Genomic DNA, 22,030 nt, shown 5'->3' with positions numbered 1-22,030 from the left:
GCAATTGAATAATTTCCCCTAATTGTCTAGGCGAGAGGGAAGCGCACTGATATAGTTATTCGTAGCGGCATCGCACACTTCAACACAAACCTAGGGTTTTCTATGATCACTGGCATTATTATTATCAGTCTTATCGTTGCAATTATTGTTTTATATAACACCATTATTGGAAACTTAAACCGAGCAAAGCGCGCTTGGTCTGATGTCATCACTTATGAGAAACTCAAGCAGGACCTCATTCCTCAATTAACCGACGTTGCAAATAATTTCAAGGAATTTGAAGCTGATTTTATTGAGAAGGTCACTGCCTTACGAGAGTCTATAGCTGTGTTAGACGGTGACGAAATTGATGTAAAAGCCTTAGCTAAAGTGGAGTCAGAGTCAAAAGCTCTATTTACTAGCTTCAGAGCGACCGCAGAGAACTATCCTGAACTTGGTGGTGTTGATTTAATAAAAACACTTATGGAAGAGCTCAGCGACAAAAACGAAAATGTCGCTGCAGCCATCACCATATTCAACAGAAGCGTTGAGCACTTTAACAATTCGATTGAGATGGTACCTTATAATATTGTTAATTCACTCTTCGCGAAGAAGCAAGCCCTTGAGAACTTTCATCAATCAGGGACGGTTGAGGACTACGACTACAAGCCCAACTTTTAGTCTTGTGATTGTTTGGTCTTGGGCCAATTCCCTCATAAACTGGCCTTCTGTGTTCAAGTGATCCTTTCATAAGTGTTACAAAGTGTGATGTTGCTCGTCTGACCACTCATCTCGATGTGGTCAAATCACCATTTATTGGCAAATTCCACCAACCATCTTTAGTCAAAGTCGTACTATTTTGAGTTGTATGTTTTTAAATCATTGAAAAATATGATTTTTCACCATTGGCATGGTCGATGCAGAGTAGTCTATAGAAAAGGATGAATAGCTCGCTAGTTTGATTAAGTGCTTCAAATTTTCGCTTTGGAAACTCAATATTTGCAATAAAATGCAACCAAAAGCGATTTTTTAGCGACTAATAGAAAACCTTATTGCTTCGCATTCGAATATGTACACTCATTTTTACAATTGCGATGCATACATAATTAGCAATATAACGTAAATTTCAGCATCAACGCTCAATAAGGGAAAAACCATGACTTTCACTCATGAACACGCGCAAAATACATCGAACAAATTCAAACTGCTCTTGTGTAGTTCAGTCATTGCACTCACATTTGCAACCACTGCTTGTAGCCAGGCTGAGGCGACGAGGGAAGGTGAAGAAGTTGTTCAGCAGGAAGAGAAGGTGTTACCGATTCCAGTGGAAGTGGGTCAAGTAGAAATAGGTAGTATTTCTTCAAATTATCAAACTACCGCAGTACTTGAAGCGAAAGAGGAAGCCTTCGTTGTTGGTCGTGCTTCAGGAATTATTGAGCAGATAATGGTGGAAGAGGGCGATTATGTTGAGAAAGGGCAGGTGCTTGCCAAGCTTGAACCCACTCGTTATGAACTTACCTTGCGCAGAGCAGCCGCAGACATGGAAGGCATTGAAAAAGAGCTTGCTAAAATCAATAAGGTGTATGATAAAAAACTCGTGAGCGATGACACCTACGATAAAATTACCGCTCAGTATGAGGCTGCGAAAGCAAACTATGCGCTCGCTAAACTTGATTTAAAAGAAGCGACGATTGTTGCTCCGATAAGTGGTTATATAGCAGAACGAAACGCCAAAGTTGGTAATTTGACAGAGTCCTTTCAACGTGAACGCATGTTTCATATCGTGCAGCAAAAAGAGCTATATGGCATTGTTTACCTTCCAGAGAAAGAGTTGAGTAAGGTACATAAAGATCAGAAAGCAGCGCTGCAAGTAACAGCGCTCGACAACAAAGCGATTGCAGCTTTTGTTGAGAGGATTAGCCCGGTAATCGATTCAAAAACGGGTACCTTTAAGGTGACCCTGCGGGTACCAAATGAGGATAACTTGTTAAAAGCAGGTATGTTTACTCAAGTAAAACTAAATTACGATACACGAGAAAATACGACACTTATTCCCCGCAAAGCAATGTTAACTATGGATGACAAAATTAATGTCTTCGTAGTAGGCGACGACGGTCTTGCTCGCAAAACTGCCATTAAAATAGGGTATCAAGAAGGTAGGCTAGTTGAGGTAATTGAGGGGCTTCAAGGAAATGAGCAGGTCGTTGTTACTGGTCATCAAAATCTTAAAGACGCAGCCACTGTCGAAATTGTAAACGGCTAGAAGGGACATTCATCATGAAAATTATCAACGTGGCTGTAAATCGGCCGGTAACCGTGTGGATGTTTACCTTGGCTGTATTGCTCTTTGGTTTCGTATCTTTGTCTCGCTTATCGATCAACCTGTTGCCAGAACTTTCCTATCCAACCCTAACAATCCGCACTGACTATGTTGGCGCAGCGCCTGGAGAAGTAGAGCAATTAGTCAGTAAACCGATCGAAGAGGCTGTCGGGGTAGTGAAAGGTGTTCGCAAAGTTATTTCTGCATCTAAAGCCGGGCAGTCAGATGTTGTGCTTGAGTTTGAGTGGGGCACCGAAATGGATATGGCTAGCCTTGAGGTACGCGAAAAACTTGATGTACTGTGGCTTCCGCTCGACGTTAAGCGCCCGCTGCTACTTCGTTTTAATCCAAGCATGGATCCAATAATGCGCTATGGCCTTGGTGCCAGAGCTAATACTGATAGCGTAGACAGTGATGTCATGAGTGTTAATACGACCAAACGCGTACGAACATACGCTGAAGAAGAGATAAAGCGTCGTATTGAATCTGTAGAGGGAGTTGCCTCAGTTCGCGTGGGCGGCGGTTTAGAAAATGAAGTTCAAGTATTGATTAATCAAGAGCGTACGAGTCAATTAAATATTTCCTTGAATGAAATTATACAGCGTTTGAAAGATGAAAATGTGAATGCTTCTGGCGGACGAGTGGAAGATGGTTCGCAGGAATATCTCGTCAGAACGATTAATCAATTTGAAACCCTAGATGACATGCGCAATATATTTATCGCAACGCGCGAGGGCCGCAATATCAAACTAGCCGATGTAGCGGAAGTGGTCGATTCCTATAAAGAGCGCAGTTCTATTACTCGTTTTAATGGTTTTGAAGGAGTAGAAATTGCGATTTATAAGGAAGGCGATGCAAATACTGTTGATGTTGCCAACGCCGTTTCCAAGCGCCTTGAACGACTGCAACAAAACATGCCCAATGACTATGAAATTCAACAGGTATATGACCAATCCAAATTTATCGCTAGTGCCATCGATGAAGTGAAGTCCGCTGCCATTATCGGTGGCGTGTTAGCTATGTTTATTTTGTACTTCTTCTTAAAGAATATCTGGCCAACTTTGATTATCTCCATCTCGATTCCTGTCTCTATCATCGCTACCTTCAATCTTATGAACAGTTACGATATTAGTCTGAATATTATGAGCTTAGGCGGTATTGCTCTGGCAATCGGTCTGTTAGTAGATAACAGCATTGTGGTCTTGGAGAACATCGATCGCCATAAAAAATCGAACAAAAATAGCAAGCAAGCAGCTGCAAAAGGCACATCGGAAGTGTCCATGGCTATTGTTGCTTCTACCTTAACGACCATGGCGGTATTCTTCCCATTGGTATTTGTGGAAGGGATCGCAGGGCAATTATTCAGCGACCAAGCACTTACCGTTACTTTTGCGCTTGCTGTATCGCTAGTTGTCGCGCTGACCCTCATTCCTATGCTAGCAGCAAGAGAACGAGATGGCGAACGCGAGGCTGGTTTGGATAAATTGGATCTTGGCGCTCGAAGCGAAAAGAAAATACCTACTTCAAAAATAGGAAAAGTATTTCATTTTTTCGGCTTTCCTTTCCGTTTTATTTTCAGTCTTATATTTCACTATGTGCCGGCCTTACTCGTTACGGTAATCGTTACACTTTACAGACTGATTTCAACTGCCTTGTCATATTTGTTTAAACCTGTGCTGTGGGTTTTTGACAAGGTATACGGGGTGTTATCAGTGAGTTATTTTGCTAGTTTACACGCGGCCTTAAAAGCAAGGTTACTGGTTATGGCTGGAATACTCGGTGTATCTTTGCTTTCTTTGTTACTACTACCTCGCATCGGTTTGGAGCTAATTCCGCCTCTATCGCAAGGCGAATTTGACGTAGAAGTGAGCTTACCAACGGGAAGTAGGTTGGAAACTACCGACGCGATATTGTCAGACTTAGCCAAGTTTACAGAAGCACAAGACGGCGTACTACGCACTTATTCACTAGCCGGAACAGGGAGTTTGATGAATGCATCGCCTGCCCAAGGTGGAGATTACTGGGGCAAGTTAAACGTTGTTATGGAAGAAGGTGCTAGTACTGAGCAAGAAAATACAGTGCGTGAAGCAATGAGAGCACATTTATCCAAAAAAGCCGGTGTGCAGAGTAAATTTGGTACGCCAGAGTTGTTTAGCTTTTCTACGCCCTTGGAAATTGAAGTTGCTGGTTATGACTTAGTGTTATTGAAGGAGTATGGCGATCGCATTGCCGAGGCTTTGGGTAATGATAAGCGTTTTGCTGATATAAAAAGCTCTTTGCAGATAGGCTCTCCAGAACTCAAAATAAACTTTGATCATGCCAAACTGGCGCAGCTGGGCTTAACCGCACCAAGTGTATCTCAGCTGATTGCAGCAAAAGTTGGCGGTGAAATAGCGAGTAAATTTAGTATTGATGACCGCAAAGTTGACATACTGGTGAGGAATCAAGGATCGCAGCGTGACTCGGTTGACGATATAAGCCAGTTAATTGTTAACCCCGGTGCATCGCCAGCGGTGACGCTTGCGACTGTTGCTAGCGTTGAGATGTCGGTTGGGCCAAGTGAAATTTCACGGGTTGATCAGCAACGAGTTGTTTTGATTACCGCGAATCTCGCTTACGGAGATTTGGGCACCGCTGCCAGTGAAGCGCAAGGCATCATAAACAACATGCGCATCCCTCTGAGTTTGAACGCTAAGGTTGCAGGTCAAAGCGAAGAGATGGAAGCGAGTTTTAATTCACTTTATATGGCATTAGCGCTTGCTGTTTTCATGGTATATATCGTGATGGCGTCGCAGTTTGAATCGTTTTTACATCCTTTCTTGATATTGTTTACGGTTCCTATGGCCTGTGCGGGCTCTATTTATGGCTTATTTTTAACGGGTACGAATATCAGCGTAGTGGTGTTTATTGGTCTAATTATGCTGGCAGGTATTGTAGTGAATAATGCGATTGTATTAATTGATCGTATTAATCAGCTTCGCCAAAGTGGCGTTGACAAAACTCAGGCAATTATCGACGCAGCACATAGCCGCTTGCGCCCGATACTCATGACAACCTTAACCACGGTGTTAGGTTTATTACCAATGGCAATCGGCCTTGGTGATGGCGCTGAAATTCGCACTCCAATGGCCGTCACAGTGATATTCGGTTTGCTATTTGCCTCTCTGTTAACGCTTTTCTTGATCCCCATTCTGTACAGCTTGTTTGACCGTAAAAAATACAAACAAAAGAAAGAGGCTCCACAGGAAAACGCTACCCAAGCAATCAGTGCTGATGCGGAGGCTAGTCATGGATAAGTTATCACACACCGGTGCCGCTCTAGCTTCATTTGCTATTCGCCGACCTGTTACTATCACCATGTTGTTTTTATCTTTGCTGCTTCTCGGATTGGGCGCCAGTCGCCTGCTGCCCTTAGAGAAGTTCCCAGGTATCGACTTTCCTGAATTGTTCATCCAAATTCCTTATCAGGATGCGACTCCTACAGAAATTGAGAAGATGATCACGCGGCCGGTGGAAGAGGCTCTGGCAACGATGTCGGGTATAAAACGCTTGCGCTCATACTCGAACGAGAATAGCGCACAAATAAATATCCGCTTTGATTGGGACGAGAACATTAAGGCGAAAAGCATCGAAGCTCGGGAAAAGATTGATGCCATTCGACACCTTCTTCCAGACGACGTTGAAAGGGTGATGGTATATAAATTCAACCTTGCTGACATGCCGGTTTTTCAGCTGCGTTTATCAAGTGATCGCGATATTTCAAACTCTTTCGATTTACTAGAGCGTAACTTAAAAATGCCTATTGAGCGTATTAAGGGTGTATCGAGAGTTGAGCTTTATGGTGTACAGAAAAAGCAAATCTCTATTCGCTTAAACCCCGACAGAGTAGCTGCCTTGCACATTGATTTAGGACAATTAACAAATACACTTCGCCAAGCAAATTTCTCAATGACGGCGGGGCAGTTTTTTGATATCGGCCAAAAAATTACGGTGAATCCGGTCGGTGAATACCAAAGCAAACAAGAAATTGCCGATTTGATTGTGTCAAAGAATGTGCGCTTAAGTGACATTGCCGACATTAATTTTGAAACGCCCGACGCTGAAGAGGGTCGCCACCTTGATAAAACACATGCTATAGGTTTAAACATATTTAGAGAGTCAGGCGCTAACTTGGTTGAAGTTTCTGAGGCAGTAATGGCCGCTATCGACGAGACCAAAGAAAGCTCGGCCTTTAATGGTATCAATCTATTCATTATGCAAGATGAAGCTGATAGCGTGACGTCCTCTCTGCAAGATCTGATTAATTCCGGCTTATTAGGGGCCGGTTTGTCGCTAATTGTGCTTTATTTATTTCTGCGTAACATCGCAACGACCTTAGTCGTTGTGTTGTCGGTTCCTTTTGCAATATGTATAACCTTAGCTTGCATGTATTTTATGGGCTACACGCTGAATATTCTGAGTCTGATGGGCTTAATGTTAGCCGTGGGAATGTTGGTTGATAATGCGGTCGTGGTTACCGAAAGTATTTTCCAAGAGCGAGAAAAATCAGACGATGTCGAAGCTGCAACCAAGCGTGGTGTTTCTCTAGTCAGCATGGCGGTAATCGCAGGTACTGCCACCACTGCGATTGTTTTTCTACCCAATATCGTTGGTGTAAAAGCAGAGTTGACCGTGTTCCTAGAGCATGTGGCTATTGCGATTTGTATTTCACTCTTTGCTTCGTTGTTACTAGCACAAACCTTAATTCCTTTGCTTACCACCAAGCTGAAAATAAAGCCAAAGCCGAAAAATGATACGCCATCGATATTTAAGATGAAGTACGAAAGTGTATTGCGATGGACCTTAGCAAACCAAAGAAAAACCGTTTTTATCGCTATTATCATTCTCCTGAGCACAGCGATTCCGATGAACTTAACGAGCAGTGATGAAGACAATAACCAGAATCAAGAGCGTATATGGCTAAATTACGATATTGAAGGAAACTATAGCCTTGAGGAAGTAGAGTTGGCCGTGACCAAAATGGAAGACTTCTTATACGCTAACCAAGACGAATTCCATATTAAGCAGGTGTACACCTACTTTCGGTCAGGTTTTGCAGTGTCTGGGATTACGCTAAAAGATGAATTACCTATCTCGGTAAAAGCACTAAAAGAGAACATAAAAGAAAAAATGCCTTCATTTGCCAGAGCCAAGCCTTCGTTCCAATGGGACTCAGGATCGGGTGGCGGCGTGAGACTGACGTTGTTCGGACGCTCTTCTGAAAACTTACTGCGCATCGCTAATAATATTGTGCCTGTACTCAATAGTGTTGATGGTTTAACTGACGTGAAGACAGATGTGGATAGCCGTGATCTTGAGTTACAACTAAAAGTAGATAGAGAAAAGGCCTTTCGCTTTGGTTTGGGAAGCAGCGATGTAGCGACTATCGTCAGCACAGCACTGAGAGGCTCGAATTTACGTACTTTCCGAAATGATACTCAAGGCGAAATTGATATTCGTTTGATGTATGACGAGTCTTTGCAAACATCCATCGAGAAATTGAAAAATCTGGTGCTAGTTCGTAGCGATGAGCAAAATGTAACACTGGATATGGTTGCCGATATGCAGATAAAACCGCGTTTGTCTCAAATACAACGCAGCAGCAGACAGACTTCGTTGAGCATCGGTGGCAACCTTGAGGATGACATAACGGTAGATGAGGCTCGCAAAAAAATCGAATCAATCATGCAAAATATCGAATTGCCAGCTGGTTATTCATGGTCGCTCGAAGGCAGTTTCCAGCGCCAAGATGAGGATGAGTCGATCATGTTAACCAATATGTTGCTTGCCCTCATTATGATTTATATCGTCATGGCAGCGTTGTTTGAATCCTTGTTACTCCCAACTGCGGTGCTTACCTCATTAATATTCTCCTTCACCGGTGTATTTTGGGCTTTCCTAGTTACTGGTAACTCTATGACGGTGATGGGTATGATAGGCATGCTGATACTAATGGGAATAGTCGTTAATAATGGCATCGTGCTGGTGGATCGCATCAATCAGTTAGCCAATCAAGGTATGTCAGTGCCGTCTGCGATCATTGAAGGGTGCTTAACGCGTGTGCGACCGATACTCATGACTGTACTAACGACAGTATTGGGTTTATTGCCTCTAGCAATTGGCGACGTGAGTATTGGCGGCGATGGGCCTCCATATGCACCGATGGCGATCGCTATCATTGGTGGTTTGTTGTTCAGCACCATGACCAGTTTATTCTTAGTGCCAATATCGTATTTGCTATTGTTGAAAATGCGTCGCAACACAGTCGATATGATCAACAGAGTAAAGCGAAGAGTAGGTAAAGGTTTGCCTTTCCTCAAAGCCTGAGGGCGCTGCAATTTACTCTTGATAAAAGGGCTGTGCCTAAATGCAAAAAACCGACAGAGCGCCCCGTAAATGGGCTCAATGTCGGTTTTCTTCTACATTTTCTGCTACTGTCTGGCGCGAGCCTGAGTGGCAGAACTGCTCTTAGAATGTATAGCTTAGGCTTACTCTCGCGTTCACGGGTTCAGCAACAGTGATGTTGTTGTCGTTATGAGCGGCAGAGAAGTAGTCCTCATCCAGCAAGTTTTCGATATTCAATTGAATACTCGTTTTACTATTCAGTTGATAATAGGCCGCTACATCAACTCGACTGAAGCTAGGTAGTTCAACTGCATTAGATAAAGACGTAAATTGCTCAGACTGATAGATATACCCTAGACCAACAGATAGCTTGTCAGAAAAGGCATAGTTATTCCACAAGGTGAACATGTTTTCTGGTACTTGAGATAATGTTCTGTTGCTCTCAACACCGTCTACGACACGCCCCATTTCTTCGCCGTCTAGGTAACTATATCCCGCATTGATTTCCCATTCATCAGTGATATTACCCACTAACTGTAACTCAAAACCGTCAGTCGTTGTGCCGGTAAGAAGTGAACGCTCTGGGTTTGTAGGGTCAACAACACTGCCGTTTTCACGTTCAATTTCAAATATTGCGGCCGTAAATGCAAGTGTATCCGTTGGGTTCCATTTCATTCCTATTTCGCGATTTTCAAATTCTTCAGGAGCAAGTGCTTCACTGTTTAAATTTAAAGTAAGGAATTGGTCGCCAGAGCGTGGCAAGAAAGACTTACTGTAGCTCACATAGAATGACATATCATCATTTGGTTTTACGATAGCACCAAAGCGTGGTGACACTTCTGTGTCCTTGCGAGCAAAGTTACCTTGGCTATCATTCCTAAGAGCGACATTGTCAACAACGTCGATATCAAAGCTGTCGTAACGTAAGCCAGCGACAAGAATCAACCAATCATTAATTTGCGCTTCGTCTTGTAAGAAAACCGAGGTGAATTTAACGTTCGACGCTCGGTCGCGAGTATTACGCTGTTCTTCTAGCGTAGGTATGATGAAAGGCCCATTTAGCTCAACAGTGAACTTGTCGCTGCCATTAAATCGCAACTCATCACGTTTGTTAGCGGTATCTTGGTCGCCATATTCGGCACCCATTAAAATAGTATGTTCAATGTCGCCAGTTTCAATTTGACCAACAGCATTCACTTGAAAAATTAGGTTTTGGCGCTGAGTTGGATCAATGTAGTTATCAATAGTTACTAAGTTTGTATCAGCATCATAGCCTGCCGGATAATAATTTTGATAAAGCTTATCGTAATCAGCATATTGCAAAGTACCGTTTATCGACCAATTCTCAGATAGGTTATGCTCAACTACCGAACGCGCAATGTGGCCTTCGAATGTGGTTAAGTTGAAGTCTGGATCACCAAATAAGGTTTCATCCTGTCCGCGCAGAGGGCCACTGCCGTCTGATGGAACACCACGGTCAATAACGCGTTCGTCATTAACGTATTCATAGGAAAGCGTAAGCTTAGTGTCATCGTTTATGAACAGAGAGTAAGTCGGGTTTACCGCAAAGCGATCGCCTTCCTTATTATCTCTATGATTCTCCATTGATTCGTAAACCGCGTTGATTCTGACCGCTTGGTTATCGTCAATTGCCTTATTCATGTCAATTGCAGCGTTGTAAGCTGCAAAGGTATCAAGTGCAGCATTAATCGTTGTGAAGCTTTCGCTAGTGTCTGCCGTTTTAGACACGCGGTTCACAACTCCGCCACCGCCGCCTCTTCCAAATAGTAGGGCGTTTGAGCCGCGCAATATTTCAACACGCTCAAGGTTGTAAAGAGGGCGGAAGTACTGAACGTCATCGCGTAAACCGTCGATGAAAAAATCTGCTGTGGTGTTTTGGCCACGTAGCGTCATTTGGTCACGGTGATCTTCACCTTGGCCAGACGATGCACCGGGAGTGTATTGCAATATATCGGCAATGCTTGTGAAGGCTTGCTGCTCAATTTGCGCGGCGTCAATAATTGTAAGAGAAGAAGGTACATTGACCAGTGCTGTAGGGGTCTTTAACGAATCAGCTGAATCTTGACCGAAAAAAGCACCACGAACGGTGATACGTTCGACACTTTCGGCTGTGGTAGTTGCAATGTTTGCATTTGCTGTAGCACTTGAAACTGCGATGGCAATAGCGAGAGAGCTCTTAATAAACTTCAATGTTGTCTCCGTTTTTTGAAAAATATTTATGGTATGAATTTTTAATGGCACAGAGTTTACTGCCAAGAAATGACAAGGTCAATATTAATGATAACAATTCTCATTTATATTTTTGAGTCGTTTGTATTTGCTTGTCAATCTGAATATACACATACGCAGACCGGAGAGCCTGGCTGTTTTGTCAGTTAAGAAAGTGGAAGCAGTTGGATGGTATTTGCTTGTAGTCTGAAAAGGTAATGATGATTCCAAGACATGAGCCGATAATAGAAATCAAAAGGGATGGAGATCTTTCTTAGGACAAGACTGCAAGAGAGTTGTTCATCCCTCGGGATGGTGACGGCTTTAAAGGGTAAAGCGCCTCTGAGTTATCAAAAGACCCCTGCATTAATGACTGATGTCCCGAAACAAATTGAGGATGCACTGAAACAAATGATATTCTTTGGTAAAACAAAAGAATAAAAACAGCCGTGTAAGGAATACTAAAGTGAAATGGAATCGGCGTTTAAGTGTAGGGTTTTTAAGTATCGCAGTGTTTAGCAATATTGCGATTGCTACTGAATGTAAGTCGGCAAATGAATGTATTGCGCTTATCCCAGAAGTTGAAGGGAAAGCTTGGGGACCAGGAAAGGTTGATTACGCCGTAAGAGACAAACTTAAGTCTTTTGGCAGAGATGCGTTATTACAGCTTGCTAAACTCACTGGTGAAGATGACCCTAATCGTCGTGCAGTTGCAGATAGTTTGATTGCTAAAATCAGGGACTTAAATGAGGATGACTTTGTAATCATTCATAAAGTTATCCAAAACAATATAGAACTTGATGGAGATGGAGGTTGGTCATACGGAGCGCTTGGCTATGTTGGTGGAGATAAAGCTGGTAAGTATTTAGTATCTGAATTGAAACGAGTTCAATCAGCGTCCAACCAAATCGGTACTGCATTTAGTAGATTAGGGGTGGAAGGTATTCCATACTTAATAGAAGGTCTCCGCTGCTTTGAATCCTGTGGTGAAAAGGATTTTTGGGGCTTTAATGAAGTATTCCGTAATTATCAAAAGAGGACAAAAGTAACCGACGATGTATCAGCTAGGCGGCTTTTCCAAGTTGCATCAAACGAAAAGGTTGACCTTAAAGCAAGAACAACTGCAATGTCAGTCATTGGTTACATAACTGAAAACCCACAAATTGCCAAGAAAATATACCAATATGCTGATGAGAATAATGAATTTTCTGCTTCAGTCCTTATATCACTTCAAAACATGAAAAGCCCGTTAGGAGCGGGATTGTTGGTTAAGCGACTAAGCCGCGAAAAAGATGAATATTCTACTTTTAATTCGAATTTAATGGTTTTTAGGGATTTGTCTGAGATGGGGCAAGCAGCTAATAGCGTTGGCGGCGATGTAATGGCATACCTAAACTCTGAATCATGGGAAGATAGGATTCACTCAGCAGTTACATTGGGTTATATCGGTTATAATCAGGCCGTTCCAGAATTATTAAAACTTGTATCCAATGAAGTGGATTGGCAGCAGGCTTATGCAGCGATTAAAGCTCTTCACTTATTGGCGGAAAATTCCACAGTTCCTCATATTGAGAAAGTAGCCAATACTCACTGGTACAAACCGCTAAGAGAGTACGCCCAAAAAGTAGTAGCTTCAATTAAAGCGAACAAAGATCACAAATCTAAATATCACCCTAATAATTTTGCTTTTGACTTTCTGGACTATCAGCAATTGAGAGAAGAAAACCACACTTGCGATAAGACTGATTACGCAATGGTTTCTGAGACTGTTGAAGCAAAGCAATACGGAGGCCGCGAGAAAAAGTTAGAGTCTTTCCAATATAAAAATCCAATGTGCTCCAGCGACGAATATGGTGACTATTACAAAGACTACTGCACCTCTCCTAAAAGTTTTGTGATTCCTTCACTTGCCGTTAAATTTGGCGAAAAGTGGTTAACTGGCGACAATCGAGGTGAATGGGGCGGTGAGCTTATTGTTTTTGAAGACGGAAAAGCAACTAAAACACTGCTAAATGAAAATATCGAAGACGTCTATGTTATCGACGAATATGCTTACGTGATAACTGGGTTGGCTCATTTGTCATCGAATAACGGCTTAATTTATAGGCTTGAACTTACCGATACTGGTTACTACATAGAGCCTTTTTATCGATTGCCAGGAGCACCAAGAACTTCATGGAAAATAAGTAATGATTCAGTATTAATCAATACAGTATCGGGTGCGGTCATATTTAACCCAGATATCGGCTTGAGTATGGCTAGTTGTAAATGAGAAGGATCGTGAATGACGGGGATATTTTTGCTCGCAATTATTCATTCCAGTTAAAAAAATTAGGCTTAGTTATGGTAGAATACTGTCAAAATAGAGTGTTACACGTTCAGTAGTTGTTTAAAAACAATTGCTTATATAGAGATATGAAATTGGAAAAATTACTAGAACCAATTAAAAACTTCCTGAAGTGCGAGACACCAGAAGAGTGGATTGCCGAAGCAATAAAGCCTGAAAATCTCTCTATTGTTTTGCTCGACCATTTAGTTTGTGAGTTAAAGGCAGCGCAGAGTGCGATGTTTTTAATACGCCGCTATGCAGTAGATAAAGAGTCGGGCAAAGTGTTGCTAGAATGGCTTAAACCATATGAAGACTTTACTTATCGCATGACGGGCGATTGGAAGGCGCTAGCAAAAGCTAACAAACTGTCAAAAACGATGTTGGTGAGTGATAACGCTAAATACGGTCAAGAGCTGGTGGATAAAATGGTCTTGCTTATTAAAGAAGAGCTTCATCACTTTTATCAAGTATTGGAAATGATGGAGCACTATAGTATTCCATACGATAACATCAGTTCTAGCCGCTATGCCAAGGGTATGCTCAAGCACGTCAAAACCCACGAACCCGATGCATTAATTGATAAACTCATTTGTGGAGCGTTTATAGAAGCCCGGTCTTGTGAGCGTTTTGCCAAAATTGCGCCCTTCGTCGACCAAAAACTAGGGGATTTTTACGTCTCTTTGCTACGTTCAGAAGCGCGCCATTTTGAAGACTACCTTGAGCTAGCAGAATCGATTGCTGGCAAGGATATAGAGGAACGGGTTCAGTACTTTCGTGAAGTAGAGAACGAACTGATTGCTTCAGAGGATGATAATTTTAGATTCCATAGTGGCGTACCAATAAATAGTTGCGTACCAGTAAATAGTGGCGTACCAGTAAATACTGCCGTGACGATAGATCAGGGAAAACAAAGGCTGCGGGCCTGAATTAAAGGCTCTAACCAAGGTTTTTGAAAACAGCGCTTTGCTGCAAATTGTCTTCGTTTACATGATGAGCTTAGCACGCTAAGCGCAACGCACTATAATCTATACGCTAAACTTAACACTCTAAAATAAATACAATAGACTTAACAATGAAAGCTTGGCTTTTAAGGGTTTAGCACGAACTCGTCTTTACGAATAAATAGCACATCACCACTGTGATATTTACCATCCAAAATATCGACAATATAACTAGAAAGGTGCTCGGAAGTCATGGCGTTAGCATTAGATAGGTTCAAGCCATCTCGAAATTTAGTATCAATGGCACCAGGACAAACGCAATAGCTCTCATAATTGTCATTGGCTAGGCACTTGGAAAAAGTAATTACGCCGGCTTTGGCGCTGCAGTACGACGACCAATTGTTGTAAGCGTTGAAACCAGCGGTAGAAGAAATGTTGATAATCGTCGTGCGTTCGTTCTTTTCTAGTGCCGCCTTGCTAACCAAAAATGTGCCTATTAAGTTCACATTAATATCGTTTATCCACTTCTGTGCATCGGCTTCAACAACGCGCTTCGGATGTATACTCCCGGCGTTGTTAATGACGATATCAAATTTTCTGTTTGCGAAGAAAGCTTGAACGCTCTCGATAGAGCTCACATCAAGCTCGTTTCTACCACAAGTCACGATATCGTAGTCGGCGCCGTGATGCTGAGTAAAGCTTTTGGCCCAGTCGCCAGCGCCACCGGTAATCAGTATTTTTTTCATTTTGTTTTCGAAGGATTGATATCTGGGTTGTGTGATCCCACTTCTTTTACTTCTGGATTAGGGTGCTTATCGGCCTCTTCTACAAGCTTTTTATATTGGTTGTATATTTTGGTCTTTAGGTTTGAGCTGCTTACGCCAGCACCGTAAGGGAAATAAAATACTTGTACGCCGAGGTCGCGCAAATAGTCATATTTACCACGCCAATCGTCACCAACTACGAAAATATCGATATTCAAATCGCTAACGCGGTCGGTGTGCTCCAGTGAACGCTGAGGAATCACAACGTCGGGATATTTGAGCGCCTCTATAATCGCAATACGTTCTTCAAAAGGCACACTCGGCGGCTTTTTGTAAGAACTAACTAATTCGTCGGTACTAACACCAACAATGAGAGTATCCCCAAGCCCAGCGCCGTACTCTATCATCTTCAAATGATTGCGATGGAAAAGGTCAAAAGTACCCGAAACATATACTACCGTTCTCATTATAGCTCCTAGAATTATCTAATTTGCCAAGTATTATCCGCTTTACTAGATAAGCACAGAGTCTTATCTTTTTCGCTCATTATCAGTGTTTTAGGATAACTTTTTCACTAAGGTTAAGCCCATCAACTTTAAAACTAATGGTGTATTCCCCAGCAGGCTCCTCACTATTGCGAGGGAAGGGGAAGTTCACCAACTTAGCCTTGGTAGAATCGAAGCTGTACTTACCGACGGTTTTTCCGTTCGGATTTATAAGACTTACTTGAATATCAGTGAAAGGTTTTCTACTGAATCTTGGACGAACTAATAGGCGCTCTACACATACTAGAGTCTCATAGCGAGGCGGCTGGCAGTAGGTAGGTGTTGTGTACACTTGTTTAAGGTAAATATCGGAGCTTAGGTCTTCTTCCAGTTGTTTTATTGTTGCTTTATAGCGAGCTCTCTCTAGCTCATATTTTGCTGATTCGTTGCCGCTACTGTCAATTTGTGCGCGTAATGCTTTGGCCTGATTTGCATAATTGTCCTTCTGCGCAATAATCGCCGCCATTCTTTCTTTTTGTGAGTTCAGTTGTTTGGCTAAAAAACTAGCCTGTACAGCGTTATCGCTGCATTCTTCAGCATCATATACAGTTGAGGGGTTCAAACGCGCTCTTTGTTTCGCTTGTTGTTCTGCCAATGCTAAAGCTTCTGCCTGTTCGCTCCGACATTGTGCTAAAGATGCATTGTTTTTGTCGATAACCCCACGTGTAGCCATTATTTGGCGCTGTGTATCTTCCGCAGCGCTTTCCAAGTATGCGTTTTCCTCGCTTAAATCTGCAATGTTTTGTTCTAGCTTGTTGTTGGCGTCGAGTAAGCCAAGAACATAGTCGGTATCGAAAGAGTCTGTATCAGTGGGTTTGTCGTTTAAAAAAAGATACGAAAGCACGATGATGTTGATGACAACTAGTACGATATATTTGATACTACGTTTGAACATAAAGACGTCCTTTTCGATTGCGGGTAATGAAGTGTTACAGCCTTGAACACACTTCTTATGCAGTTTTAATTACTGCTTATTAATTATTTGTTAAAGTCTAATCTGCGCAAGGACTTATTTCAAACTCTTTCGCTACTTTAATGAGATTATTTAACTGTTGATGAAGACGCGTAAACTCCGCCTTTTTAAACGGGCAACTTTTCATTTTATGCGGCTTAGCGTTATTATAGAGCAAGTAGCTCAGGCGAAGCTCATCACTTCCAACGATAGCTTTTCTGGTGTCGCGACCAAAACACTGCCTTGGTCATACCAATCACCTAAAACAATTCGTTGCATTGCGATATTATTTAGGTTGAAAAAATGCACGTTGGGGCGATGAGTATGCCCATGGATGAGTAACTTTACGTCATGTTTTAGCATGACATTTTCCACTTCACTTTGAGTAACGTCCATGATGTCGGCGCTCAAATGCTTCTGATTATTTTTACTTGTCTCGCGGCCTTTTTGTGCAATTCTCTGTCGAGTTTTAAGCGGAAGCATAAGCATCAGTCGTGGCCACCACCAACTTCGCGACTTCCGACGAAACTTTTGATAAGCAACATCTCTCGTACACAGTTCATCACCATGCATGAGCAAAGCACGTGTGCCATATAAATCGATAGTGTATTGTTCGGGAAGTATCGTCATTCCTGCTTTTTTTGCAAAGGCATGTCGAATTGCAAAATCACGGTTCCCATGGATAAAGTAAATCGGTACTGACCTACTAAGTGACTTTAATGCATTAGCAATGCTTTCTGAAAAGTCAGTAATATCGTCGTCACCTATCCATACTTCAAACAAATCACCCAAAATATACAGGGCGTCGGCTTTCAGCGCATCAGTTTGCAAAAACTGATATAGACATTGACTAATGTCTGAGCGATCAGCACTTAAATGCAGATCCGAAATGAAATAGGTGACCGACATAGTGTGTTTATACTCAGTCTGTTACAACAGCAGACTCAATCACAACATCTTCTAACGGAACATCTTGATGCATGCCCATGTTACCAGTTTGCACGCTTTTGATTTTCTCTACAACGTCCATACCTTCTACTACTTCTGCGAATACACAGTAGCCGTAACCCTGCGCATTTGGGGCGCTAAAGTCTAGGAAATCGTTATCTTTTACGTTAATGAAAAACTGTGAAGTTGCAGAATGGGGATCATTCGTGCGAGCCATCGCTAAGGTGCCCACTTTATTGCTTTTGCCATTATCGGCTTCGTTTTCAATGCTGTCTTTAGTCGCCTTTTGTTCGAGGCCAGGCTCAAAACCGCCACCTTGGATCATAAAGTTGCCAATTACACGATGGAAGATAGTGCCATCGTAATAACCTTCCTCAACATAGCTTAAAAAGTTAGCAACTGTTTTAGGGGCAGCGTCTTCGAATAAATTGATTTTAATGTCACCGTGGTTAGTTTTTAGAAGTACCATCGATCTTTCCTTATTAGTGTAAATTGTGCCGCAATGTTAGCGTAAAACGGCATTAAGACCAACGAATTGACACTGTTTTATTAGTTTACAGAGAAAAGATGTTCACATTTGTTGGCGCAGTGCTAAAATTCGCGCACTAAAACTAATGTACAACAAAGGTACAGCGCAAACATGCTTCAGATATTTAACACACTGACCCGCAAAAAAGAAACCTTCAAGCCACTCGTAGCGAATAAGGTAGGTTTGTATGTTTGTGGAATCACAGTGTATGACCTCTGTCACATGGGGCATGCTAGAACCTATTTAAGTTTCGATATTATGGTTCGTTATTTACGCCACATAGGCTACGACGTCAATTATGTTAGGAATATCACAGACGTCGACGACAAAATTATACAGCGTGCCTTGGCAAATAACGAAACTCCAGATGAACTCACTAAACGCACAATTGCCATGATGCATGAAGATTTTGCGTCGATTAATTTGCTTGAGCCCGATATTGAGCCACGCGTGACTGAACACATGCCTGAAATTATCAGTGTAATTCAACGCTTAGTTGATAATAAACACGCTTATCAAGCGCCGTCAGGTGATATTTTGTTCGACGTTAGCTCTTTTGAAAACTACGGTAAGTTGAGTAAGCAAGACCTGTCGCAATTAAATGCTGGCGCTCGTGTTGAAATGTCTAACGATAAAAACGACCCAATGGACTTTGTGTTATGGAAGTCTGCAAAACCAGATGAACCGAGCTGGCAATCGCCTTGGGGAAATGGTCGCCCGGGTTGGCATATTGAGTGTTCCGCAATGAACCACAAACACTTGGGCAAGCATTTTGATATTCACGGCGGCGGTTCAGATCTTATGTTTCCACACCATGAAAATGAAATCGCGCAGTCGTGCTGTGCGTTCGATACACCCTATGTAAATACATGGATGCACGCCGGAATGGTGCAGGTTGATGACGTTAAGATGTCGAAGTCGCTGGGAAATTTTTTCACCCTGCGAGATGTGCTTACAGCGCACGATCCTGAAACCTTACGCTTCTTTTTGATGTCTGCGCACTATAGAAGTCAACTCAGCTATTCACAAGATAGCATAGCTCAAGCAAGATCAGGTTTAGAAAGGTTATATACCGCTTTGCGTGGTATTGAGCCAAACCTCGATGTGGAACTGAGTCACGCTGGTTATTTGCATCGCTTTGAAGCAGCTATGAATGATGACTTCAATATGCCTATTGCCTTTTCTGTCTTGTTTGACATAGCAAAAGATCTAAATAAAGCCGAAGGTGAGGAGGCTAGGGATCTGGCTGGGGTGCTGAAAAAATTAGGCGCGATACTCGGTATTTTACAAATGAAGCCCGAGGAATATTTACAGGGCACTGCTGATAGTGATGGTAGCGCTGATTTTGCTGATGAAGTAGAGGCGCTCATCGATAAGCGCAATACTGCACGTGCAGAAAAAGACTGGGCTGCGGCAGATGCAGCCCGCGATGCTTTAAATGCGATGGGTGTTGTGCTTGAAGATAGTGCGTCGGGTACTACCTGGCGTAAAGCTTAAGTTCTCGTTACATCAACGAATAGCTTAAGCTTTTGGCCGGGTTGTAAGTAGCGCTTTTTGCTCAAGCTATTCCATTTAGTGATGTCACTTACTTTCACTTTGAACTTGCTAGCGATGCGCGAGAGAGAATCGCCATTGCGCACGGTATAGGTAAGTTTGCGCGTTACTTCTGAGCGGCCAGAAAGCGAAGCACTCTTGTTTGTCTTGATATCATTATTTTGCCAAACAACGAGTTCCTTTCCGGGAATAAGTGGGTCTCTGGGAGCCATGCCATTCCATTTAGCGAGTTCGCGCACAGTCACTTTGTAAGCCCGTGATATATCCCAGAAGGTATCGCCACTTTTCACAGTGTGGTTTACTTTATAGGCGCCACGCTTTTGTGCTTGTGTTCGAGCCAGTCGTTGCTCGGCAGACAATGAATATTCTTCCATGCTTTTTAGAGCCACTGGCACCAACAGGTAGTCGTTAGCAATAATTAGATTAGAGCTCATACCATTGATGTTCTGAATAACGTCGATAGTTGTGTGGTATTTGTTTGCTATTAAGCCTAAACTTTCCCCTGATTTCACCTTATGGCGCACCCAATTGAGTCTGTCTTTTTTATCGGTTTGTTCTAGTGAGGCAATGAAGGTATCTGCAACTCGCTTTGGTAGTACCAAGCGATGTGGACCGTCGGGATCAGTTGCCCAGCGATTAAAACCCGGGTTTAATGCGTGTAGTTCTTTGGTCGATAGACCTGCAAATTTCGCAGCCATGGCTAGGTCAATTTGTGAGCCAATATCAACGACCTCTATCACCGGCTGGTTGCTAATGGCTGGCCAATCGAAATTGTAGTTTTCTTTATTTGCTAAAATATCAGCGAGTGCTAGCAACTTTGGAACGTATGCTCGTGTTTCTCTGGGAAGGTCGAGAGACCAAAAGTCGGTAGGCTTTCCACGTCTTTTGTTGTCGCGTATTGCTCTCATAACGCGCCCTTCACCACTATTATAGGAGGCTAGAGCGTGCATCCAATTGCCGTCGAATAGTTTGTGTAGGCGCTTCAAATAACGAATGGCTCCGTCGGTGGAAGCAATAACATCACGACGGCCATCGTACCACCATGTTTGCTTCATGCCATAGTTCTTGCCAGTGCTAGGAATAAACTGCCACATTCCGGCAGCTCTGCCATGCGAGTAGGCAAATGGATCAAAAGCACTCTCCACAATGGGGAGAAGGGCAAGCTCAGCCGGCATATTGGCCTTCTCGAGCTCTTCAACAATATAGTGTAAAAATGGTTCGGCGCGTTTCGAAACACGCTTCATGTAAGCTGGGTGTTTTAAATACCAATCGCGCTGACTATTCACGCGTTTTTGATTGGGTACATCAAAAGCCAAGTTTTGTCTCACTCGTTCCCATACGTCAGCTATTTCAACCTGAGCAGGTTCCTGATTGTTTAAAAGCTCGAGTTCCATGGGATGTGAAGGATGGATCACCGTTAGTACACCATCACTTTTTGTTTCACAAGCCGAGAATTCGCTGTCTTTTTCAGTCGAGCATATCTCGCTAGTATTTTCTTCTGCACTAAGGCTCGAAGCACTAGCATTTCGAAGCTCGTTGGTGTTAACTTGAGGTTGAGTTTCTGAACTGCTTAGCGGTGTATTTTGTGTTAGTACACACCCAGTCATCAGAAACGGTAGCAGAGCTACAGCAATATATTTCATGAAATCCTAATTTAGCGCATGAATGCTTTCAGGTTGAAGCATTTCTTTGTTTTTATTTTATCTTTTATCGGCAGCATTGCACACAATAATAGCCATGTTAAAAATTGTCTTTGCAAGCACGCAATGCAGCAAAAACTTCGACAGGTTTAGTCGCCGATAAGTTCATTATTGACTCAATACTTTTTCGAGTTTGCTCATCATCGCAACGCAAAAAAGGGTTAATGTCTTTTTGCACCTTAATAGTCGAAGGCAATGTAATCTGACCGCTAGAGCGCGTGCCGGCTACCCATTTAGCGTATTCTTTTAAAGCTTTGTTGTGCGGTGTTATATGCAGTGCAAAATCAACATTGGCTTGAGTATATTCGTGGGTGCAATATACCTTAGTATCGCCAGCTAAATTTGCTATTTTTTGTAACGAAGCATGAAATAGCTCTGGAGTTCCTTCAAACATGCGCCCGCAGCCTGCAGAAAAAAGAGTATCGCCACAAAAGATGAGTTCATCATTAAAGTAGCCGATGTGATCCATCGTATGCCCAGGAATTTCCATCACTTTAAGCTTTACGCTCGGATACTTAATGTTCAGGCTGTCGCCTTCAACTAACTTGTGGGTGATGCCTCTAATTCTATTGTTGTCTGGGCCAAATACTTGTAGCGTTGGCCAAGAAGCGCTGAGTTCGGCTATGCCACCAGTGTGGTCATGATGATGATGGGTAATTAAAACGGCCTTTAGTTGCAGACCTTTGTTCTTCAACATCGCATTAACTGGGGCGGCATCACCGGGGTCAACAACGATTGCATTTTCACCGTCATGCATACACCAAATATAGTTGTCACTGAATGCCGGTATTGCTTCTATATTATGCATAGGTCTTCAATTACTCCAAGATCAGTTCATATAGCGGGACACAAAAGT

Annotated in this window: 15 protein-coding genes; 7 read left to right on the top strand and 8 right to left on the bottom strand. The window is 42.6% G+C overall.

The genetic code is table 11. From position 1 onward, the window contains the following. The first annotated feature begins 102 nt into the window (after nucleotides 1-102). The 4 genes from ISG33_RS06840 to ISG33_RS06825 all read left to right on the top strand — a co-directional run bounded on the left by ISG33_RS06840 (nucleotide 103) and on the right by ISG33_RS06825 (nucleotide 8,665). A complete protein-coding gene (locus ISG33_RS06840; RefSeq protein WP_195732736.1) occupies nucleotides 103-660 on the top strand; it encodes a LemA family protein in 558 nt (185 codons plus the stop codon). 475 nt (nucleotides 661-1,135) lie between these two features. Further along, on the top strand, nucleotides 1,136-2,242 hold the full coding sequence (locus ISG33_RS06835; RefSeq protein WP_195732735.1) for an efflux RND transporter periplasmic adaptor subunit: 1,107 nt from the start codon (nucleotides 1,136-1,138) through the stop codon (nucleotides 2,240-2,242). 14 nt (nucleotides 2,243-2,256) lie between these two features. After that, complete coding sequence (locus tag ISG33_RS06830) at nucleotides 2,257-5,595, top strand: efflux RND transporter permease subunit (protein ID WP_195732734.1); 3,339 nt, start codon at nucleotides 2,257-2,259, stop codon at nucleotides 5,593-5,595. Further along, nucleotides 5,588-8,665 carry an efflux RND transporter permease subunit gene (locus ISG33_RS06825; RefSeq protein ID WP_195732733.1) on the top strand — a complete coding sequence of 1,026 codons (3,078 nt, stop codon included), beginning with the start codon at nucleotides 5,588-5,590 and terminating at the stop codon, nucleotides 8,663-8,665. Before ISG33_RS06830 ends, ISG33_RS06825 begins: the two co-directional genes overlap by 8 nt. A 141-nt stretch (nucleotides 8,666-8,806) precedes the next feature. Here ISG33_RS06825 and ISG33_RS06820 read toward each other — a convergent pair whose 3' ends face one another. After that, nucleotides 8,807-10,894 (bottom strand): TonB-dependent receptor, encoded by a 2,088-nt coding sequence (locus ISG33_RS06820; protein WP_195732732.1) that lies wholly within the window; start codon nucleotides 10,892-10,894, stop codon nucleotides 8,807-8,809. A gap of 439 nt (nucleotides 10,895-11,333) precedes the next feature. Here ISG33_RS06820 and ISG33_RS06815 point away from each other — a divergent pair, with 439 nt between their 5' ends. Both ISG33_RS06815 and miaE read left to right on the top strand, forming a co-directional pair. Beyond that, a complete protein-coding gene (locus tag ISG33_RS06815; RefSeq protein WP_195732731.1) occupies nucleotides 11,334-13,184 on the top strand; it encodes a HEAT repeat domain-containing protein in 1,851 nt (616 codons plus the stop codon). A 143-nt stretch (nucleotides 13,185-13,327) separates the two neighbouring features. Beyond that, the gene (gene miaE, locus ISG33_RS06810) at nucleotides 13,328-14,167 is read left to right on the top strand and encodes a tRNA isopentenyl-2-thiomethyl-A-37 hydroxylase MiaE (protein ID WP_195732730.1); all 840 of its coding nucleotides are present in this window, start codon (nucleotides 13,328-13,330) and stop codon (nucleotides 14,165-14,167) included. Nucleotides 14,168-14,328: 161 nt separating this feature from the next. Here miaE and ISG33_RS06805 read toward each other — a convergent pair whose 3' ends face one another. The 5 genes from ISG33_RS06805 to ISG33_RS06785 form a co-directional block, all read right to left on the bottom strand. Beyond that, nucleotides 14,329-14,928 carry an SDR family NAD(P)-dependent oxidoreductase gene (locus ISG33_RS06805; RefSeq protein ID WP_195732729.1) on the bottom strand — a complete coding sequence of 200 codons (600 nt, stop codon included), beginning with the start codon at nucleotides 14,926-14,928 and terminating at the stop codon, nucleotides 14,329-14,331. After that, the gene (locus ISG33_RS06800) at nucleotides 14,925-15,413 is read right to left on the bottom strand and encodes an FAD synthase family protein (protein WP_195732728.1); all 489 of its coding nucleotides are present in this window, start codon (nucleotides 15,411-15,413) and stop codon (nucleotides 14,925-14,927) included. Before ISG33_RS06800 ends, ISG33_RS06805 begins: the two co-directional genes overlap by 4 nt. Before the next feature lie 82 nt (nucleotides 15,414-15,495). After that, nucleotides 15,496-16,386, bottom strand: a complete 891-nt coding sequence (locus ISG33_RS06795) for a hypothetical protein (RefSeq protein WP_195732727.1) — start codon at nucleotides 16,384-16,386, stop codon at nucleotides 15,496-15,498. 240 nt (nucleotides 16,387-16,626) lie between these two features. Beyond that, complete coding sequence (gene lpxH / locus ISG33_RS06790; protein ID WP_195732726.1) at nucleotides 16,627-17,352, bottom strand: UDP-2,3-diacylglucosamine diphosphatase; 726 nt, start codon at nucleotides 17,350-17,352, stop codon at nucleotides 16,627-16,629. A 13-nt stretch (nucleotides 17,353-17,365) separates the two neighbouring features. Beyond that, nucleotides 17,366-17,860 (bottom strand): peptidylprolyl isomerase, encoded by a 495-nt coding sequence (locus ISG33_RS06785; protein ID WP_195732725.1) that lies wholly within the window; start codon nucleotides 17,858-17,860, stop codon nucleotides 17,366-17,368. Between the two features lie 171 nt (nucleotides 17,861-18,031). Between ISG33_RS06785 and cysS the strand changes: the two genes are divergently transcribed. Further along, complete coding sequence (gene cysS, locus ISG33_RS06780) at nucleotides 18,032-19,417, top strand: cysteine--tRNA ligase (protein WP_195732724.1); 1,386 nt, start codon at nucleotides 18,032-18,034, stop codon at nucleotides 19,415-19,417. Here cysS and ISG33_RS06775 read toward each other — a convergent pair. Then, a complete protein-coding gene (locus ISG33_RS06775) occupies nucleotides 19,414-21,117 on the bottom strand; it encodes a LysM peptidoglycan-binding domain-containing protein (RefSeq protein WP_195732723.1) in 1,704 nt (567 codons plus the stop codon). The two genes, cysS and ISG33_RS06775, sit on opposite strands and share 4 nt — an antisense overlap. A gap of 97 nt (nucleotides 21,118-21,214) precedes the next feature. Continuing rightward, entirely contained in the window at nucleotides 21,215-21,982 is a 768-nt protein-coding gene (gloB, locus tag ISG33_RS06770; protein WP_195732722.1) for a hydroxyacylglutathione hydrolase, read from the bottom strand. Nucleotides 21,983-22,030 lie beyond the last annotated feature (48 nt).

The sequence above is a fragment of the Marinibium conchae genome (assembly GCF_015595035.1).
Lineage (GTDB): Bacteria > Pseudomonadota > Gammaproteobacteria > Enterobacterales > Alteromonadaceae > Glaciecola.
Note: the sequence above shows the minus strand (reverse complement) of the source record. Positions and strands in the feature narration are given on the sequence as shown.

Excerpts from the sequence above, each read along its gene's own strand:
- ISG33_RS06840 (WP_195732736.1), top strand. The coding sequence starts at position 103 with ATGATCACTGGCATTATTATTATCAGTCTTATCGTTGCAATTATTGTT.
- ISG33_RS06835 (WP_195732735.1), top strand. The coding sequence starts at position 1,136 with ATGACTTTCACTCATGAACACGCGCAAAATACATCGAACAAATTCAAA.
- ISG33_RS06830 (WP_195732734.1), top strand. The coding sequence starts at position 2,257 with ATGAAAATTATCAACGTGGCTGTAAATCGGCCGGTAACCGTGTGGATG.
- ISG33_RS06825 (WP_195732733.1), top strand. The coding sequence starts at position 5,588 with ATGGATAAGTTATCACACACCGGTGCCGCTCTAGCTTCATTTGCTATT.
- miaE (WP_195732730.1), top strand. The coding sequence starts at position 13,328 with ATGAAATTGGAAAAATTACTAGAACCAATTAAAAACTTCCTGAAGTGC.
- ISG33_RS06805 (WP_195732729.1), bottom strand. The coding sequence starts at position 14,928 with ATGAAAAAAATACTGATTACCGGTGGCGCTGGCGACTGGGCCAAAAGC.
- ISG33_RS06800 (WP_195732728.1), bottom strand. The coding sequence starts at position 15,413 with ATGAGAACGGTAGTATATGTTTCGGGTACTTTTGACCTTTTCCATCGC.
- ISG33_RS06795 (WP_195732727.1), bottom strand. The coding sequence starts at position 16,386 with ATGTTCAAACGTAGTATCAAATATATCGTACTAGTTGTCATCAACATC.
- lpxH (WP_195732726.1), bottom strand. The coding sequence starts at position 17,352 with ATGTCGGTCACCTATTTCATTTCGGATCTGCATTTAAGTGCTGATCGC.
- ISG33_RS06785 (WP_195732725.1), bottom strand. The coding sequence starts at position 17,860 with ATGGTACTTCTAAAAACTAACCACGGTGACATTAAAATCAATTTATTC.
- cysS (WP_195732724.1), top strand. The coding sequence starts at position 18,032 with ATGCTTCAGATATTTAACACACTGACCCGCAAAAAAGAAACCTTCAAG.
- ISG33_RS06775 (WP_195732723.1), bottom strand. The coding sequence starts at position 21,117 with ATGAAATATATTGCTGTAGCTCTGCTACCGTTTCTGATGACTGGGTGT.
- gloB (WP_195732722.1), bottom strand. The coding sequence starts at position 21,982 with ATGCATAATATAGAAGCAATACCGGCATTCAGTGACAACTATATTTGG.